At 46.0% G+C, this 17,553-nt stretch carries 15 protein-coding genes and 1 pseudogene; 3 read left to right on the top strand and 13 right to left on the bottom strand.

Annotated features, from left to right (window positions below; genetic code table 11):
- Window positions 1-8 precede the first annotated feature (8 nt).
- The 9 genes from eepC to proG form a co-directional block, all read right to left on the bottom strand.
- Window positions 9-899 (bottom strand): gamma-D-glutamyl-L-lysine dipeptidyl-peptidase, encoded by an 891-nt coding sequence (eepC, locus tag WA279_RS04705; protein ID WP_336154494.1) that lies wholly within the window; start codon window positions 897-899, stop codon window positions 9-11.
- On the bottom strand, window positions 896-1,996 hold the full coding sequence (gene ykfB / locus WA279_RS04700) for an L-Ala-D/L-Glu epimerase (protein WP_336154492.1): 1,101 nt from the start codon (window positions 1,994-1,996) through the stop codon (window positions 896-898). Before ykfB ends, eepC begins: the two co-directional genes overlap by 4 nt.
- Window positions 1,993-2,952, bottom strand: a complete 960-nt coding sequence (locus tag WA279_RS04695) for a S66 peptidase family protein (RefSeq protein WP_336154491.1) — start codon at window positions 2,950-2,952, stop codon at window positions 1,993-1,995. Before WA279_RS04695 ends, ykfB begins: the two co-directional genes overlap by 4 nt.
- A gap of 87 nt (window positions 2,953-3,039) precedes the next feature.
- Window positions 3,040-4,671 (bottom strand): dipeptide ABC transporter substrate-binding protein DppE, encoded by a 1,632-nt coding sequence (dppE, locus tag WA279_RS04690; RefSeq protein WP_336154489.1) that lies wholly within the window; start codon window positions 4,669-4,671, stop codon window positions 3,040-3,042.
- Between the two features lie 18 nt (window positions 4,672-4,689).
- Entirely contained in the window at window positions 4,690-5,697 is a 1,008-nt protein-coding gene (dppD, locus tag WA279_RS04685) for a dipeptide ABC transporter ATP-binding subunit DppD (RefSeq protein ID WP_336154486.1), read from the bottom strand.
- Window positions 5,698-5,701: 4 nt separating this feature from the next.
- The gene (dppC, locus tag WA279_RS04680; protein ID WP_336154484.1) at window positions 5,702-6,664 is read right to left on the bottom strand and encodes a dipeptide ABC transporter permease DppC; all 963 of its coding nucleotides are present in this window, start codon (window positions 6,662-6,664) and stop codon (window positions 5,702-5,704) included.
- A 5-nt stretch (window positions 6,665-6,669) separates the two neighbouring features.
- Window positions 6,670-7,596: a dipeptide ABC transporter permease DppB gene (dppB, locus tag WA279_RS04675; RefSeq protein WP_003245446.1), complete on the bottom strand. Its 927-nt coding sequence runs from the start codon at window positions 7,594-7,596 to the stop codon at window positions 6,670-6,672.
- A 16-nt stretch (window positions 7,597-7,612) separates the two neighbouring features.
- The gene (dppA, locus tag WA279_RS04670; protein WP_014479576.1) at window positions 7,613-8,437 is read right to left on the bottom strand and encodes a D-aminopeptidase DppA; all 825 of its coding nucleotides are present in this window, start codon (window positions 8,435-8,437) and stop codon (window positions 7,613-7,615) included.
- A 128-nt stretch (window positions 8,438-8,565) separates the two neighbouring features.
- Window positions 8,566-9,384, bottom strand: a complete 819-nt coding sequence (gene proG / locus WA279_RS04665; RefSeq protein ID WP_336154482.1) for a pyrroline-5-carboxylate reductase ProG — start codon at window positions 9,382-9,384, stop codon at window positions 8,566-8,568.
- A gap of 168 nt (window positions 9,385-9,552) precedes the next feature.
- On the opposite strand from proG, the gene htrA reads away from it, so the two are divergent.
- Window positions 9,553-10,911: a serine protease HtrA gene (gene htrA, locus WA279_RS04660; RefSeq protein WP_336154480.1), complete on the top strand. Its 1,359-nt coding sequence runs from the start codon at window positions 9,553-9,555 to the stop codon at window positions 10,909-10,911.
- A gap of 159 nt (window positions 10,912-11,070) precedes the next feature.
- Window positions 11,071-11,247, top strand: a complete 177-nt coding sequence (locus tag WA279_RS04655; RefSeq protein ID WP_336154478.1) for a hypothetical protein — start codon at window positions 11,071-11,073, stop codon at window positions 11,245-11,247.
- Window positions 11,248-11,428: 181 nt separating this feature from the next.
- Here WA279_RS04655 and WA279_RS04650 read toward each other — a convergent pair whose 3' ends face one another.
- The 4 genes and pseudogenes from WA279_RS04650 to WA279_RS04635 all read right to left on the bottom strand — a co-directional run bounded on the left by WA279_RS04650 (window position 11,429) and on the right by WA279_RS04635 (window position 15,729).
- Window positions 11,429-12,400 (bottom strand): glycosyltransferase family 2 protein, encoded by a 972-nt coding sequence (locus WA279_RS04650; protein WP_251187003.1) that lies wholly within the window; start codon window positions 12,398-12,400, stop codon window positions 11,429-11,431.
- Between the two features lie 11 nt (window positions 12,401-12,411).
- Window positions 12,412-14,562, bottom strand: coding sequence for a glycosyltransferase family 39 protein (locus tag WA279_RS04645; protein ID WP_336154475.1), 2,151 nt, complete (start codon window positions 14,560-14,562; stop codon window positions 12,412-12,414).
- A 7-nt stretch (window positions 14,563-14,569) separates the two neighbouring features.
- A pseudogene (locus tag WA279_RS04640) lies at window positions 14,570-14,677 on the bottom strand (hypothetical protein); the annotation flags it as partial.
- Window positions 14,678-14,778: 101 nt separating this feature from the next.
- The gene (locus tag WA279_RS04635) at window positions 14,779-15,729 is read right to left on the bottom strand and encodes a ring-cleaving dioxygenase (RefSeq protein WP_015383451.1); all 951 of its coding nucleotides are present in this window, start codon (window positions 15,727-15,729) and stop codon (window positions 14,779-14,781) included.
- Between the two features lie 388 nt (window positions 15,730-16,117).
- Between WA279_RS04635 and steT the strand changes: the two genes are divergently transcribed.
- Window positions 16,118-17,434, top strand: coding sequence for a serine/threonine exchanger (steT, locus tag WA279_RS04630; RefSeq protein WP_336154472.1), 1,317 nt, complete (start codon window positions 16,118-16,120; stop codon window positions 17,432-17,434).
- The last annotated feature ends 119 nt before the right edge of the window (window positions 17,435-17,553 follow it).

Here is a 17,553-nt window from a genome sequence, read left to right as displayed (position 1 = left end):
CTCCCTCCTTATTCTGAAAAACAGCGGCGCACCGCACATAATTCTTTTTCATAGATTGTCTCTTTTAATGTGAGGATTTCGATTGACTTCCCTGTCTTTGGAGAATGCAGCATTTTCCCGCCGCCTACATACAGACCGACGTGATGAATCGCTCCTTTTCCTTCCTCATAAGCAAAAAACAGCAGGTCACCGGCTTTCATATCATCAAGCGGGACACCCTTTCCCGCCTTAGCCTGATCTCCCGCATCACGGGGGATGCTATATCCATTCGCCTTAAATATACTGTACATAAATCCGGAGCAATCAAACCCAAACCCGCTGATCCCTCCCCACAGGTAGGGAAGGCCAAGGAAAAACGCACCCGTTTGAATGATGTCTTCAGCAGTCCCTTTCTGTTGGCTGACAGGCACTGCATCACTTTGCTTCACAAACCTTTCTCCCAAAATAGTCGAAACCTTAAAATATCCGTTTTCTTTTGCAATGAAGGGGAGAACCGTCAAAAAGCTTAATTCGATCTCCTTTTCCCCATTGCTTCTGTACAAAAAGGCAGCAGGTTTGCTGATCATCACACCGTGTTGTGTATGGATGGGCTTTGTTTTTTCCAGCTGGTTCTTTTTCATCCAGCCTGGGTATCCGCGCGGATCCTTTCGGGATGGCTGGCTAGGCACGATCACAGAAACCCATTCCTCCTGTTCCGCTGTCACAAGTACCTTTTCGCCAAAGAGAACCTGAGTTTGGATTACATTGTCTGTACATAATCCAAGCCGTTCATCATACGTCATGCGCTCCAGCCAGTCTCTGATCATTACAGTCCGTTGAAGCATGAATTGATCAGACGGGCGTGGTGAATCAGGCGCTGTCCAGATGTTGGCCACTGCTGATATGACAGTGTGCATCATTGCTTTTTTCCCCCTTTCAAAAGCGCAGTCCCGGTGATTCCGAGGCCCGGTTTGCTAGGCATCGAAATCGTGCTGCCGCTATATGTTATGCCGCCTTTGAATACATCTGTTTTCAGCATCAGCGGCGCGTCAAAATCAAAGCGTGTGATGTTTCTCTTGCTTGCCGCAAAATGCGCCGCGGCCGTAATGCCCAGCTTCGTTTCGATCATGCTGCCGACCATACACTCCACCCCGCAGGCCTCCGCCATGGCATTAATTTTCTCTGCTCCGCTGATGCCGCCTGCTTTCATCAATTTAATATTGATCAAGTCTGCGCTCCGGGTTTGCAGAACTTCGAACGCCTGGCGCGGTGTAAAAACACTTTCATCAGCCATAATCGGCGTATCTGTTGCATCTGTCACCTTTTTAAGCCCAGCGAGATCATCTTTATGGACAGGCTGCTCGACAAGCTCAATGCCTAGACCCGCATCCTCCATTTTCCGAATGGCAGTTACCGCTTCCTTCGGCGTCCACCCCTGATTAGCGTCTAAACGCAGTTTCACAGCTGATCCGACACGTTTTCTGATTTCCTGGATACGGGCGATATCTGTTGCAATATCATCTTTTCCGACCTTTATTTTCAGCGTTTGAAAGCCTTGTTTGAGATAATTCTCGGCATCAGCTGCCATCTCTTCAGGTGAGTTGACACTGACGGTATAATCTGTTTCCAGCGTATCTCGATATCCGCCAAGCATTTGATAAAGCGGCAGCCCGCACATCTGCGCCCAGCCGTCGTATAGCGCCATTTCTACAGCAGCCTTCGCGCTCATATTTCCTGTAAGAAGATGCTGGATGTCGTGCAGTATGGCCTCACAGCCGGACAGGCTTTTTCCAAGCAATGCCGGTTTTAAAACATTGTGAATGGCACTTTCAATGCTATCCATGCTGTCTCCTGTAATCACTAACGTCGGGGGTGCTTCTCCCCATCCGACTGCACCGCTGTCATAAGTAATCCTTACTATGACTGATTCAGCCGTATACACAGTGCGAAGCGCAGTTTTAAACGGCTTTGTCAGCGGGACAGCGATTCGGCTTGTTTCGATTCGAATGATTTTCATGTCTTCAGCGCCCCTTCTGAAACGCCTGCCTCTATTACGACTGTTTTTTCTGCTGTATTCATAGCAGCTTTCGCACCGATCGGAACGGCGATACTCGGCGAGCAGTGGCCGATTTTAAATCCTCTCAGAGCAGGCCTGCCCGCAGATATAATATAGTCTTCCAGCACCTGCTCAAGCGAGAGAGACTTCTCTCTCTTCACCGGGACACAATTGTGAAAATCACAAACTAGAATTCCCGCTGCGTCCGTCAGCTTCCCCGCCATTTTCAGCTGATTCAGCATCCGGTCGATTTGATAAGGCTCCTCGTCAATATCTTCAATAAACAGAAGCTTTCCTCTCGTATCAATTTCAAATGGCGTGCCCAGTGTAGACGTCAGCAAAGACAGATTACCCCCGACAAGCTCGCCTTCCGCTTTTCCAGAAACAAGCGCGGTCAGCGAAGAAAGCTCTTCTGTATAGGTGAATTCCGTCTCCTGGAAGAGCTGCTTATATGACGCTTTTGTCAGCGGGTGAACGTCGTCAAGGCCAATATCCGAGCTGAGCATTGGGCCATGGAAGGTGACAAGACCTGTGTTTTGATGAATGGCAGTATGTAAAAACGTAATATCGCTGTACCCCCAAAAGATTTTAGGGTGTTTGCGGATCAAGCTGAAATCAATGCCCGCGGCGATACGTCCTGTCCCAAAACCACCGCATGCGCACAGCACTGCTTTTACCTCCTCGTCTCTGAACATCTCATGGAGATCCGCCAGCCGCTCATCATCCTGTCCCGCTAAATAGCCGTGCTGGTTCTTCAGTGCCTTGCCCAACTTCACCTGAAGACCGAGCTCTTCTAAAAATAAAAGCGCGGTGTCAAGCTTTTTTGGATCCGGCGGACTTGCGGGCGCGATCACTCCGACTGTATCACCCTTTTTCAGCGCTTTCGGCTTGTAATTCAACGAAAACACTCCTTTCATTTGCTCTGCACCCTACGTATACGTGCAAGAAAGAGAAAAAATACCGCTCCTTCGCATAAAGAAGCAGTATTTCCTCAATCACCGCCATCAATTTTTATCTGCCCATTTTAAATCGATATAGCCGACAGGGTGACGGACAATTCCTTTTACTTGTTCATTTTGCAGGTGAACCTGATTATAAAAATAAACCGGAATGATCGGCGCTTCATTGATGAGCAGCTCTTCAGCTTGATGCATAAGAGAGAACCGTGTTTTTTCATCGGCTTCATTTTTCGCCTGTTTGATCAGCTGATCGTATTCTTTATTGGCCCAGCCTGTGCGGTTCATCGAATTTCCCGTTTGAAAGGCTTCCAGAAAACTGATAGGGTCCGCGTAATCAGGCAAAAATGAGCTTTGAGAGAATTGGAATTTCAGCGCTTTTTGATCCTCTAAAAATACGTTCCATTCCATATTGGCCAGCTTTACATCGACTCCAAGGCTATTTTTCAATTTTTGCTGAATAGCTTCGGCAATCTTTTTATGCTCCGGCTTTGTGCTGTAAGTAAGCGTGATCGCAGGAAGCTTATTATAGTTTTCTTCCTTCATGCCCTTTTCGAGCAGCTGCTTCGCTTTGCTTTCGTTAGGCTTGATCAAGTCTCCGCCTGCTTCACGGAAATCTTTGCCGTCAGGCTGCGTAAACCCAGGCGATACAAAGGCGCGCGCCGGTTTTTCATTATTTTTCGTGACGTACTTTACAATTTCCTCTTGATCCACAGCCATCGCAAAGGCTTTTCTGATGTTTTCATTTTGAAACGGCTCCATGTTAACATTAAATCGATAGAAATAGAGACCCGCCTGGTCAACAATATTGACGTTATCCTGATCAAGCAGCTGATCACTCAGCTCAGCAGGGACATAAGCGGTATCAAGTTCCCCTGATTGAAACATCTGGTAATCTGTATTTCTGTCACTGACCATCGCCCATTTCACCTTATCAAGCTTCACTGTATCTTTATCCCAATACGTGTCGCTTTTCTCCATTGTGATGCTGTCATCATGCTTCCATTCCGTCAGCTTAAACGGGCCGTTTCCGACAAATGTATCCGCCTCAGCAAACCACTTCGGATTGTCTTTATCGACCTTTTCATTTACCGGAAAATACGCAGGATTGGACACTACGCTCAGAAAATATTTTTGCGGTGCTTCCAGTGTAACTTCAAGGGTTCGATCATCCTTTGCCGTCACCTTCACATCGTCTTTTTTCCCTTTCCCGCTGTTATATGCTTCGCCGCCTTCAATAAAATAACCTAGGAATGCCGATGAAGCGCCTTTTTTCGGATCAAGCATCCGCTTCCACGCGTATTCGAAGTCTCCGGCTGTTACAGGATCTCCGTTTGTCCATTTCGCATTTTCCCGAATCGTAAATGTGTAGGTTTTATTATCTTTCGAAACAGACCATTTCTCCGCCATTGCCGGCTCGGGCTCATGATCTTTGCCAAGACGCGTCAGCCCCTCCATGATGTTATTTAACGGCTGCCATGACACATTATTAAAGCCGATCGGCGGATCGAATGAAGTCGGTTCATTTTCATTATTTACATACAGCACCTTTTCTCCGCTGGTTTTTGCCTTATCATGACTGCCTTCTTTTCCGGCCTGTTCATTTGCTGTGCATCCCATCAGCGCAAATGAAAGTCCTAATGCAAGACTCATGCCCCATAGCTTTTTCACTCGTTTCATCCTCTTCCCCCTTTTTGTTCAATCCTTCGCATCTCCTGACAGCACCGCATGCTCTGCTCGTTGATCCTGCAGCCAGCAGTTGACGCTGTGCGAGTCAGATCTGATCGTCTGGCCCGGGTACACCCTGTCACACACAACCATCCTGTTCGGACAGCGGGCGACAAACGGGCAGCCCGGCGGAGGCGAAAATAAATCCGGCGGCGTTCCATCGATCGGGATCAGCTCCGCGCCATCTAAATCCAGCCGCGGGACAGAACCCAGCAGTCCTTTTGTATAAGGGTGCTGCGGCTGATAAAAAATATCTTTTCTCGTGCCGATTTCCGCCATTTTCCCGGCATACATGACTGCGACTCTGTCAGCTACCTGGGCAACGACCCCTAAATCATGTGTAATCAGAATGACAGACACATTCGTTTTTCTCTGAATCTCTTTAAACAGCTCTAAAATCTGGGCCTGAATGGTTACATCCAGGGCGGTGGTCGGTTCATCCGCAATTAAGATGTCAGGCTCGCAAATCAGCGCCATCGCAATGACAATCCGCTGTCTCATGCCGCCGCTGAATTGGTGGGGATATTGCTTTAGGCGCTCTTCGGGATCTGGAATACCAACCAATGACAGCATGGAAAGCACCTCTTTCCGTGCCGCTTTTTTGCTCATTTTTTTGTGGCGCAATAACGCTTCCCCCAGCTGGTCGCCGACAGTCAGCGTAGGGTTTAACGCCGTCATCGGGTCTTGAAAAATCATAGAAATGTCGGCTCCCCTTATACTTCTCATTTCTTTGTCAGAGAGACGGCAAAGGTCTTTGTTTTTAAATAGAATGCTTCCTTCTGTCACCTTCGCCGAATAAGGCGGAAGCAGGCCCATGATGCTTTGGGAGGTAACGCTTTTGCCGCAGCCGGATTCGCCGACGATCGCAAAGGTTTCTCCTTGATACAAATCAAAGCTCACCCCTCTGACCGCCTGAACCGTCCCGCCGTAAGTCGTAAAAGACACGTGCAGATTTTTGACTGACAGAACTTTTTCCATACAGCTACCTCCTCAGCTTAGGGTCAAGCGCATCCTGCAATCCGTCCCCCAGCACATTAAACGCGTACATCGTCAGAGATATGAAAAAGGCCGGAAAAAACAGGCGCCACCAATGCCCAGATAAAATCGTAGGCAGGCCGTCATTCGCCATCACGCCCCAACTTGCAAACGGAGCCTGTATGCCGAGGCCGAGAAAGCTTAAAAATGATTCTGCGAATATGGCGGCAGGTACGGTTAATGTCATTTGTACGATGATTGCTCCCATAGTATTCGGCAGCAAATTCTTCCGGATGATGCGAAAGGTTTTCGCGCCAAAGGTTTTCGAGGCGAGTACATACTCATAATTTTTAATCTGAAGTACCTGGCCTCTTACAATTCTCGCCATGCCGACCCACCCGGTCACAGTCAGCGCCACAATAATAGTGCCCAGTCCCGGTCCCATGAGCACCATCAGCAAAATGACAACAAGCAGGTACGGCAGTCCGTACAGCACTTCGATAATCCGCATCATAATGCTGTCAATCCTGCCGCCTTTATAGCCGGCAACGCCTCCGTAAATGACTCCGATCAAAAAATCAATCAGTGCTGCCATCACGCCGACAAACAACGAGATTCTCGCGCCATACCATGTTCGGGTAAACACATCCCGGCCGAGTTCATCGGTGCCGAACCAATGATTGGCTGAGGGCGGAAGATTTTGTTCTGTCAGCGATTGGCGTACGACACTATGGGGCGATAAAAAGGGCCCGATAACTGCCATGACAAAAAGAAATAAAAGAATAAAGAGTCCGGCCATCGCTAATTTATTTTTTTTCAGCCTCCTCCAGGCATCCTGCGTGTATGACAAACTCGGCCGCTTGACCGAATCGGCTTCCCGATTTTTTTCCTGATTCGAGACAAACCACTCATCAGGCACCTGATTGTGCTGTTCTGGCTGGCGTTCATCCGTTTGTACAGGGAGATTCACACGCTTCACCCTTTCTTATGCAGTTTAATGCGCGGGTCTAAGAGACCGTAGGCCAAATCGACCAAAAACAGCATGATAATCAGAATGACGCTGTAAAAAACGGTCGTTCCCATAATCACGGGATAGTCCCGCTGATTAATGCTTTCAACAAAATATTTTCCCATTCCCGGAATGGCAAAGATTTTTTCAATGACAAAGCTTCCTGTTAAGATGCTGGCGACGAGTGTGCCCAGGACGGTAATGACGGGCATGAGTGCATTTCTGAGTGCGTGTTTTACGATAATTTTGAACGGAGAAAGTCCTTTTGCTTTTGCTGTGCGGATATAATCCTGTGTCAGAACTTCAACCATGCTCGACCGTGTCAGCCTGGCAATGATCGCCATTGGCCCTACAGCAAGCGCTGCGGTCGGAAGCACCATATGAATCGGGCTCGTCCATGTCGCAGCGGGAAATAGTTTGAGATTGACAGCAAATTGCTGAATGAGCAATGTTGCCAGAATAAAATTCGGGATGGAGATGCCGAGTACTGCAAGACTCATCGCGGCGTAGTCCAAAAAGCCATTGCGGCGGAGTGCAGCGATTACGCCCAGCACCAGCCCAGAAATCACAGCAATGACAATCGCTGTCATCCCAAGCTCAAAGGAAACGGGAAATCCGCGTTCCAGCATATCATTTACGCTGTCCGACGGTTTTTTTATTGAAGGTCCGAAATCGAATGTAATGATGGATTTTAAGTAGAAAATGTATTGGAAAATGAGAGGATCGTCTAAGTGATAGTAGGCTTCGAGATTTTTTTGAACGGCTTCATTTGTGCCTCTCTCCTCGTTAAAAGGAGATCCGGGAATGACCTTCATGAGAACAAAAGTCAGGGTGGTAATCACCAAAATCGTAGCTGCCATTGCCCAAAAACGCTTTATCATGTATCGCGCCAAAGCCTAAAACACCCCTTTAGCAGAATGATGTCCGCATCGCAAGCTCAGTCATGACAAGCATCGCCTGATAGGCTTCAAGCATGTCCTTCGCCTGAAATTGAACGGTTGTAGTTCCCGTCTTGATTTCCGTTCCCGGCATCAGATTCGCCCATTCTGCTTGGCCATAATTGGCGAATTCAATGCTCAGAACCGGCCTGTCAGGCGGTGTGAGCGGCTTGACTTTGTCCTTGTTTTGCAGGGCAAACGCGGTTTTTTCTGTCAACAGCCGTCCGGCTTTCGCAGGGGACAAGCACTTCACTGCGGATCTTGAAATGGTTTGTTTGACTGCGGCTGTCGTCACGTTCGGGATAAGCTCTTCCGCTTCCTTCGCCGCCCGGTCATCCCCGGCTACCATTAATACCGGGACATCATAATAACCGGCAACGTATGCATTTAATCCAAGCTCACCGACAGGCCGATCGTTTATGTAAAAATGACGGACGCCGAAAATCATGCTGTGTGACATGACACCGGGAGTCGAGGCTCTCGCATGATAACCGAGAAACAAAGCGCCTGTAAACGTATCATCCAGTCCCTCCACCATTGAAAATGGTTTGACGTCACCAGAAATCAAGTCTGCTTCAGGGTGAAGCTTTTCAACCATCAGATTATTCATCTTCGAATGACTGTCATTGACCAGCACCTCGGTACACCCGCTGTTAAATGCTTCAGCAATACAGTAGTTTGCTTCTTCAGTCATGATAAGCCGTCCGCGTTCATAATTCCGCTTGCCGGAATCCACAAAGGTATCGTCCGGAAGACCCGAAATACCTTCCATATCTACTGACATGTACAATTTCATAACGCTCCTCCTTTTTTACTAAATTATGAATATTCTAACAGATTATATTAAAAAAAGAGGAAAAATGCAATATAACTGGGGAAAATCTCAACCACTCAGTGATAAAAAAAGAATCCTTTTTCAAGGATTCATGTCTGTTTACCAACCAGTTCTGTAAGCAGTTCATATTTTTTCAGGGTTCTTTCAAACACCTCATCAAAAACGTCCGGCACAGAGGCACGTATCACCTCAGCTCCCTCTCCCGTTATTCCGCCTTTGGTTGCAACACGTTCCAGCGTCTCCTCGAAAGACATATTTTTTTCGATCAGCAGCTTGCCAGTTCCGTATAGCGAATGAATCAGAAAATCAAAGGCTTCTTCTTTGGACAGGCTGCTGTTTCTGACAGCAGACAGTGCCAGCTCTTCGAAGATTGCCGCTATGAATCCCGGTGCCGAGCTCGTTAAATTGCTGGCCGCATCTAAATTCGATTCTTTGATTTCTCGTACACGGCTGAAAACCGATAACAATTCATTCAGACGTTCTTTTTTTTCTGCAGCCAGTGCTTCACTGTGAACGACAAGTGAGATGCCGGCTTCCGCTTCGGACGTAATGGCAGGAATAACACGTGAGATACCCGCTTCTGTTTCTGCCTCCAAAAGACGCAGCGGCACACCGGCAGCTATGGATACGATGTGAGTATTTCTGTTCACATACGGGTGCAGACGGCGCATTGTTTCGATGACATGGAGCGGCGGGACGCATATCAAAATCAATTGGCACGTATTTGCCCAATTCTCCAACGGATCAGCCGATACGTTTGGATAATCTGACAGGAGTGCCCGCAGCCGCTCCCCCTTCGTTCTCGTCTCAATAAATAGCTCATTCTCTTTTATTTGTTCATGTTTCAACAGCTGTCTGGCGATCATATCCGCCATGCTGCCATATCCAATCAATCCAATCTGTTCCATCGACTCAGTCCTTTCATATACAATATGAAGTGTACCGTTTTCCGCACTTTTTCACAATTTCCCATAATCTTTTCATTTTTATCCCACAGTTTTTGTTTATGATAAACTCAAGTCATAAACCTATCAATATAAATAGACATGTGAAAATAGAGAAACGGAGTGAACATGATGGATAACTATCGTGATGAAAACAGAACGAAAGGTAATGAGAATGAGGTCTTTTTAACGAAAGAGAACGATCAGAGCACCTCCTACTCGGCCCGCAATGTCATTCATGATCAGGAGAAGAAAAAACGAGGATTCGGATGGTTCAGACCGTTGCTTGGCGGAGTGATCGGCGGCAGTCTTGCCCTTGGCATTTACACGTTTACACCGCTTGGCGACCATGATTCTCAGGACACTGCAAAACAATCATCCAGCCAGCAGCAAACGCAATCTGTTACAGCAACAAGCACCTCCTCTGAATCTAAAAAAAGCTCATCAAGCTCAAGCAGCTCATCTGCATTCAAGAGCGAGGACTCTTCTAAAATCTCAGATATGGTAGAAGACCTTTCACCAGCGATTGTCGGTATTACAAATCTTCAGGCACAATCAAGCAGCTCTTTGTTCGGCTCTAGTTCTTCTGATTCCAGCGAAGATACAGAAAGCGGTTCAGGGTCAGGTGTCATTTTCAAAAAAGAGAATGGCAAGGCTTATATCATTACAAATAACCACGTCGTAGAAGGGGCATCTTCACTAAAGGTCTCTTTATATGACGGCACTGAGGTTACTGCAAAGCTGGTAGGCAGTGACTCGTTAACTGATTTAGCCGTCCTCCAAATCAGTGATGACCACGTCACAAAAGTGGCAAACTTCGGTGATTCATCTGATCTCAGAACAGGCGAGACCGTTATTGCGATTGGGGATCCGCTTGGAAAAGACCTGTCCCGCACAGTAACACAAGGAATTGTAAGCGGCGTGGACAGAACAGTTTCAATGTCTACATCAGCCGGCGAAACGAGCATTAACGTCATTCAGACAGACGCAGCAATTAATCCAGGTAACAGCGGCGGTCCTTTGTTAAATACAGACGGCAAAATTGTCGGCATTAACAGTATGAAAATCAGTGAGGATGATGTTGAGGGTATCGGATTTGCCATTCCAAGCAATGACGTAAAACCGATTGCTGAAGAATTGCTGTCGAAAGGGCAAATTGAACGTCCATATATCGGTGTCAGCATGCTTGATCTAGAACAAGTGCCGCAAAACTACCAAGAAGGCACACTCGGCCTGTTCGGCAGCCAGCTGAATAAAGGTGTTTACATCCGTGAGGTCGCTTCAGGCTCTCCTGCTGAAAAGGCCGGATTAAAAGCAGAGGATATTATCATCGGCCTAAAAGGTAAAGAAATTGATACAGGCAGTGAATTGCGCAATATCTTATATAAAGACGCAAAGATCGGTGATACCGTTGAAGTGAAAATTCTCAGAAACGGCAAAGAAATGACGAAAAAAATTAAACTCGATCAAAAAGAAGAGAAAACTTCGTAAGAGATAAAGCCTCGGGCCGCAAAATTCAGCCTGAGGCTTTTTTAATAGACAAAGACCTAACTGCTCTATGAAACTTTCTGGCGAGATATCCGTATATCATACAGACTGACATCATTCGCATCAAGATGCTAGAAACATCGTTTGCTAGGAGGCATGAACATGAAAACTGTGGGACTGAGTATGATCTGCGCAGGATTAGCTTTTCTTTTACTGAGCTTTCTTCTCTCTGAATCGACGTTGGCATGGGGAGTTGTACTGGGTGCCAGTATTCTATTAAACGTCACTGGTACAGCAGTGATCATGCGTTTCTTAAAAGCCCCCCAATATAATAGTTGACATGCGGCAAAGCCTAAGACGAAAACGATTAGGCTTTGCCGTTTTTCTTTCAGCGTGAGTGAACCGAAGTACAAGCCCGCAATCTCTTCCGCCTTCCCTTATTCAATATATCTATTCGTATTTTTCACTTTGATCGGCAGAACATAAAAAACCTCTGCCCGTTAAGACAGAGGTTTTAAGGTTATGACATATGCTGGTCTCTATAGAGTCTTTTATTTTCAATTCCATACGATTTTTGGACGATGTAAAGCGGCCTGTCTTTGGCTTCATCGTAGATTCTGCCGATATATTCGCCGATCACGCCCAAAATCAGAAGGACAATGCCGCTGAACAGGAGCTGGATCACAATAAGTGATGACCAGCCGGTAATCGTGCTGTCTGTGAATAGCTTCAGATACAGCACGATAAACATATACAGAAATCCAGCACCTGACATTAACATCCCCGCATAGCTTGCCAGCTTCAGCGGTTTATGTGAAAATGTCGTGATGCCGTCCATTGACAGCTTCAGCATTTTCTTGAGCGGGTACTTTGTTTCTCCGGCAAGCCTTTCATCACGTACATACTCGACCGCTGTCTGTTTAAAGCCCACCCAGCTGACTAGCCCTCTGACAAATGGATTTTTTTCTTTTAATCTCTTCATTTCATCACAGACTTTTCTGTCCATGAGGCGAAAATCCCCCGTATCAATCGGGATATCAATATCTGTCATACCGCTGAGAAGCCGGTAAAACATAGCCGCGGTTTGTTTTTTGAAAAAGGTTTCCCCTTTTCGTTTAGTCCGCACGGCGTACACGACCTCATAGCCTTCCTTCCACTTTTCAATCATATCTAAAATCAGTTCAGGAGGGTCCTGCAAATCGGCGTCAATGACGACGATTGCATTCCCCTGTGCATAATCCATACCCGCTGTAATGGCGATCTGGTGTCCAAAATTCCTTGAAAAATCAATAATTTTCACTCTCGGATCGATCAGGCTGTGCTCTCTTAAAATCTCAATACTGCGGTCTTTGCTGCCATCGTTGACAAAAAGCAGCTCGTAGTTTTCCTTCGTTTGATCCATGACCTCTTTTAAGCGCTGATAGGTTTCATGAATGACAAGCTCTTCATTATACACAGGTACAACAATTGAATATTGAATATGTCTGCTCATGTTTTTGCCTCCTATTCATCAGCATGTAGTTCGTATAATGTTGCTGACTGATTCATTCCGCCAGGTCCGCCCATTTTTCCGTTTTTACCTGAAGCCTTGCTGCTTGATGTATCAGCTGAATCAGTATTTTCTGTTTTTTGATTAGAACTTGATTGCCATTTTTCTGATGCTACTTCTTTTCCATTTTTCTCAACCCATTCAACAATGTCATTATTTCCGCCTCTTCCCATTCCAGAAGCCAAGAAGTATTTCACTTTTCCTTCTTTTACAAGTTTTTTGAATTGAGTCAGTGTGATCGCCGGGTCAGAACCGCTGTATCCGCCAATAGCCATGACAGCTTTTTTCGTTTTAATGATATATGGTGCCGCTGTGTTCGAATCGGTTGTGGCGAATAGGTATTCAGCTCCGGAGTTATTCTCCTCTAGATATTTGATCAGTTTTTCATTTACAGTCGCATCAGACATTCCCATGCCTTTTCCGCTCATTGATGCGAGCTGAGGGCCTGTTTCAGGCAGTGAGCTGTTGCCTCCGTACAGAAGCGGTGTACTTGCCCAATAAATCGGCATCACCAGCAATGCGAGAAGAGCTGCAAGCGAAGTATAATAACTGATCGGTTTTTGGCGCTGTTTGAACAGCAGCAAAGCAATCGCTGACAACACGCCGATAACCCCTACGCCGATACTCCATCCAACACCGATTTGATCGTTGTAGTTTCTGAGAATAAACAATTCAAATCCAGTTGTCGCAATAATTGCTCCCGGCAGAAGCCATGATTTCCAGCCCGTCTGATTGCGGTACAGATGAACAAGAGCAACCCACCCCGCACCGACAATAGCCGCAATCGGCGGTGCCAGCATGATGAGATAATAATGATGGAAAAATTCTGCGACACTGAAGAATCCGGCAATCGGTACAAGCCACGCAACCCAGAACACCGTTTCCTTCTGCTCTATAGATAATCTTCTTCTTTCTCTCGCGCCTGCGATCAGTAAGCCTGCAATTCCAAATATCGCAAATGGCAGAAGCCAGCTGATTTGATCAGATAACTCTTGTTGGAAAAGCCGCAGTGGACCAGGTGTTCCCGTTCCAAACATCCCTGAACCTGATTGCATTTTCGAACCGGTTCCTGTACCGCCTTTCCCTCCGTCTCCGCCGGGTCCGCCTTGGCCGCCATCTCCGCCGCTTGGAGGGCCTCCTTGACCGCCGCTTGGCATTTGGCCATTGGATGGAGGTGCCGTCATATTGCCATTTGAGGATTTGTCATCATTTGATGAGCTGCTGCTTGATGACTGATTAGGCGGTGCTTGAGTGTTATCAGAAGAAGACATTTCTTTTGAAGCGTCTTTGTTGGGCGCACCCTGGCCGCCGCCTGAATTTTGGCCTGTCAGCCGTTGGATTCCGTTATAGCCAAAAGCCAATTCCAAAACAGAGTTGGTTTGGCTGCTTCCGATATAAGGCCGCTTGCTTGCAGTGATATTGTCGACAATGAGCGGCCACGATAACGAAACAGCTGCTAATACGGCTAACGCACTTACCAGCGAAATGATTTTTTTCTTCACCGCGGCATTTGCCGCAATCAAATAGAACAATAAGAAAGCCGGTAAAATCATGTAAGCCTGCAGCATTTTTGTATTGAAACCTACTCCAACAACAAAAAATGCTGCTAACAGCCAGATCAGCTTTCCTTTTCTGATCGCTTTAAAGAGAAGCCATGTAGCAAGCAATAAGAAAAATACCAGTAATGCATCAACATTGTTTGTACGTGCTACAGCTACAGCAATCGGTGTACATGCCATGATGAAAGAGGCAATTCTTGCTGCTGTCTTACCGAATGTCGGTTTTATTAACAGATACATTAAAAGGACAGAACCTACACCAGCAAGTGCCTGAGGCAGGATGACGCTCCAGCCGTGCATACCGAATATCAGTGCGCTGATGGTTTGTATCTGGAACGTAATAGGCGGTTTATCAACCGTTATAAACCCCGCCGCGTCGAATGAGGCATAGAAAAAATTATGAAAGCTTTGCATCATACTTGTGACTGCAGCGGTGTAATAAGGATTCACCGTATCATCATTCCAGATGTTATAGATATTTAAGAATGCAGATGCGAGCAAAATGAGGATGAGGAAAATATCGAGCTCGCGTTTTTTCTTTTCCACGTGTTTTTCACTCCTTTTTGTCTAACTTGGGAATAGTGTAACAAGCAAATATGAATAAACTATTAATAAACAAAGACAATATTTTTGCCGAGGTCATTTCATGCCAATCATCCATTTCCCTTAACCGGAATCCGATACTTCCTTCCCACTGAGCGATGCTGCTTCAGCAAAATAAAAAAGCCTTCCGGCATACCGGAAGGCAAACGAATTACAATTTTATTGGATCGGTTTCAATTTTTCTTCAATTTCAGCTCTTCGATGCTCAAGATACGGCGGAAGAGCGATCGTTTGGCCAAGCTCATCAAGATTTTCATCTACCATAAAGCCCGGTCCGTCCGTTGATAACTCGAACAAAATGCCGTTCGGTTCTCTGAAATACAACGCCTTGAAATAGTAGCGCTCCACAATGCCTGAATTGCTAAAGCCTTCGCGGCTGATGATCCGGTGCCACCCGGCAAGTTCTTCTTCATCTCTTACCCGAAATGCGACGTGGTGAACACTTCCTTTGCCTTGACGCTCGCGCGGAAGATCGTTTCTTTCTATTAAATGGATTTCCGTTGCAGCACCGCCTTCTCCTGATTCCAGAATAACGGCAGTTCCTTGCCCTTCGACTGGTTCACGGCTGATTTCTGTAAATCCAAGAATATTCGTCAATACGTGTAAGGTTGGTTCAGCATATGGCACAGTCAGTTCAACCGGTCCTAACCCGCGAAACGAAAATTCTTCCGGAATGCCGCTCTGTTTAACAGGCAGGCCATATCCTTTTCCTTCTTCATCAGCAGTCAGCACAAGTCGCTGCCCTTCATGATCTTGAAATGCCAATATGTCACGTCCGGCTCTTTTGGAGATGCCGCTGTGCGTTACTTGCTGCTCTTCAAAACGTTCTTTCCAGTAATGCAGTGCTTCTGTGCTTGGAACGCGCAATCCAATAGAAGAAATACTGTTTGTTCCCGCATGAAACGGTGCAATGCGGGGAATCTCGAAAAACGTCAGCTCAGTTCCCGGGTTCGCCACTTCATCTCCGTAGAATAGATGGTACATTGTCGGTTCATCCTGATTGACGGATTTTTTGACGAGCTTTAATCCTAATACTTTCTTATAGAAATCCAAGTTTTTTTGTGCATCGGCCGTTAATGCCGATACGTGGTGAATGCCGTTAACTTTCATATGCTGTCCCTCCAGGTTATTTTATCTCGATTTCGAGATATTATATCATAGTTGTATATTTATTGTTCTAATAACAAAGTATTTTATTCGCATGAGAAAGTCAACATATCAGCTTCACCGAAGGTTCGTTCATTCTCTGAATTCTCACCTCCCCTCCGTACCGGCTAAAATCCCAACGCAGAAAACACGAACTTTACAAATAAAAATAACAAATTTTATTCGTTTATAGATTGTTAAAACAGGCGTTTTCACAGTTTTATCTGCATTACTCAAAGCAAATTTCGAAAATCAGAAAATTTATTTTATTTCACTTTTCTAAAATAGGGTTTACAATATGAAAAAATAGATTCTTCAACATGAAGCTTCAACATCATAGGAGGTTAAGGACATGCATACTGAAGACAACGGTTTGAAAAAAGAGATAGGCCTCTTGTTTGCCCTTACTCTTGTCATCGGAACCATTATCGGTTCTGGTGTTTTTATGAAGCCCGGCGCTGTGCTTGCTTATTCAGGTGATTCAAAAACGGCGCTTTTCGCCTGGCTGTTAGGCGGTATTTTAACTCTGGCGGGCGGTTTGACAATCGCGGAAATCGGAACGCAGATTCCAAAAACCGGCGGTCTTTATACGTACCTTGAAGAAGTGTACGGCGAGTTTTGGGGATTTTTGTGCGGCTGGGTGCAGATTATCATTTACGGCCCGGCGATTATTGGCGCGCTGGGTTTATATTTTGGATCTTTAATGGCCAATCTTTTCGGCTGGGGATCTGGACTATCAAAAGTAATTGGAATTATAGCAGTTCTCTTTTTATGCGTCATTAATATTATCGGTACAAAATACGGCGGTTTTGTCCAAACGCTGACAACGATTGGAAAACTGATTCCGATTGCCTGCATCATCATCTTTGGCCTTTGGAAAGGCGATCAGCACATCTTCACAGCAGTAAACGAAAGCATTTCTGATATGAACTTCGGGGCGGCTATTTTAGCTACGTTGTTTGCTTATGACGGATGGATTCTCCTTGCCGCTCTCGGCGGAGAAATGAAAAATCCCGAAAAGCTGCTGCCACGTGCTATGACGGGCGGATTATTAATTGTAACGGCCATCTATATTTTCATTAATTTTGCATTGCTTCACATCCTGTCAGCGAACGAAATTGTCACGCTTGGTGAAAATGCGACAAGCACTGCTGCAACCATGCTGTTCGGTTCAATTGGCGGAAAGCTGATCAGTGTCGGGATTATCGTCAGCATCTTTGGGTGCTTAAATGGAAAAGTGCTTTCTTTCCCGCGTGTTTCATTTGCAATGGCGGAACGCAAACAGCTTCCATTTGCTGAAAAACTGTCACATGTACACCCGTCGTTCCGCACACCATGGATTGCGATTTCTTTTCAAATTGCTTTGGCTTTGATTATGATGCTGATCAGCAACCCTGATAAGCTCTCAGAAATCTCCATTTTCATGATCTACATTTTTTATGTGATGGCCTTTTTTGCAGTGTTTATTCTCCGCAAGCGAGCAAGGGGAGAAAAGCGCGCCTACAGTGTTCCGCTTTATCCATTTATGCCAATTCTGGCAATCGCGGGCTCCTTCTTTGTGTTAGGCAGCACACTCATTACAGATACAATGAGCTGCGGATTATCCATCCTCATCGGCCTTGCCGGACTGCCTGTTTATTACGGGATGAAAAAACGAAAAGCAAGCTGATAAAACGGTTCCCTTGTTTAGGGAACCGTTTTTTGGTGAAACAGAAGATAAAAGTTGACATGAAAAACACAACTTTTGATATACTTTTTACGTTAAGCAGAAAGTTTTTGCAAACTTGG

The organism is Bacillus sp. 204(2023), assembly GCF_037027505.1.
In the GTDB taxonomy this organism is placed as follows: domain Bacteria; phylum Bacillota; class Bacilli; order Bacillales; family Bacillaceae; genus Bacillus; species Bacillus subtilis.
The sequence above is the reverse complement of the archived record's forward strand: the minus strand, read 5'-3'. Positions and strand labels throughout refer to the sequence as shown.

Coding starts and splice junctions, on each gene's coding strand:
- htrA (WP_336154480.1), top strand. CDS start 9,553: ATGGATAACTATCGTGATGAAAACAGAACGAAAGGTAATGAGAATGAG.
- steT (WP_336154472.1), top strand. CDS start 16,118: ATGCATACTGAAGACAACGGTTTGAAAAAAGAGATAGGCCTCTTGTTT.
- WA279_RS04635 (WP_015383451.1), bottom strand. CDS start 15,729: ATGAAAGTTAACGGCATTCACCACGTATCGGCATTAACGGCCGATGCA.
- eepC (WP_336154494.1), bottom strand. CDS start 899: ATGATGCACACTGTCATATCAGCAGTGGCCAACATCTGGACAGCGCCT.
- dppD (WP_336154486.1), bottom strand. CDS start 5,697: ATGGAAAAAGTTCTGTCAGTCAAAAATCTGCACGTGTCTTTTACGACT.
- ykfB (WP_336154492.1), bottom strand. CDS start 1,996: ATGAAAATCATTCGAATCGAAACAAGCCGAATCGCTGTCCCGCTGACA.
- dppA (WP_014479576.1), bottom strand. CDS start 8,437: ATGAAATTGTACATGTCAGTAGATATGGAAGGTATTTCGGGTCTTCCG.
- WA279_RS04655 (WP_336154478.1), top strand. CDS start 11,071: ATGAAAACTGTGGGACTGAGTATGATCTGCGCAGGATTAGCTTTTCTT.
- dppE (WP_336154489.1), bottom strand. CDS start 4,671: ATGAAACGAGTGAAAAAGCTATGGGGCATGAGTCTTGCATTAGGACTT.
- WA279_RS04695 (WP_336154491.1), bottom strand. CDS start 2,952: ATGAAAGGAGTGTTTTCGTTGAATTACAAGCCGAAAGCGCTGAAAAAG.
- proG (WP_336154482.1), bottom strand. CDS start 9,384: ATGGAACAGATTGGATTGATTGGATATGGCAGCATGGCGGATATGATC.
- WA279_RS04650 (WP_251187003.1), bottom strand. CDS start 12,400: ATGAGCAGACATATTCAATATTCAATTGTTGTACCTGTGTATAATGAA.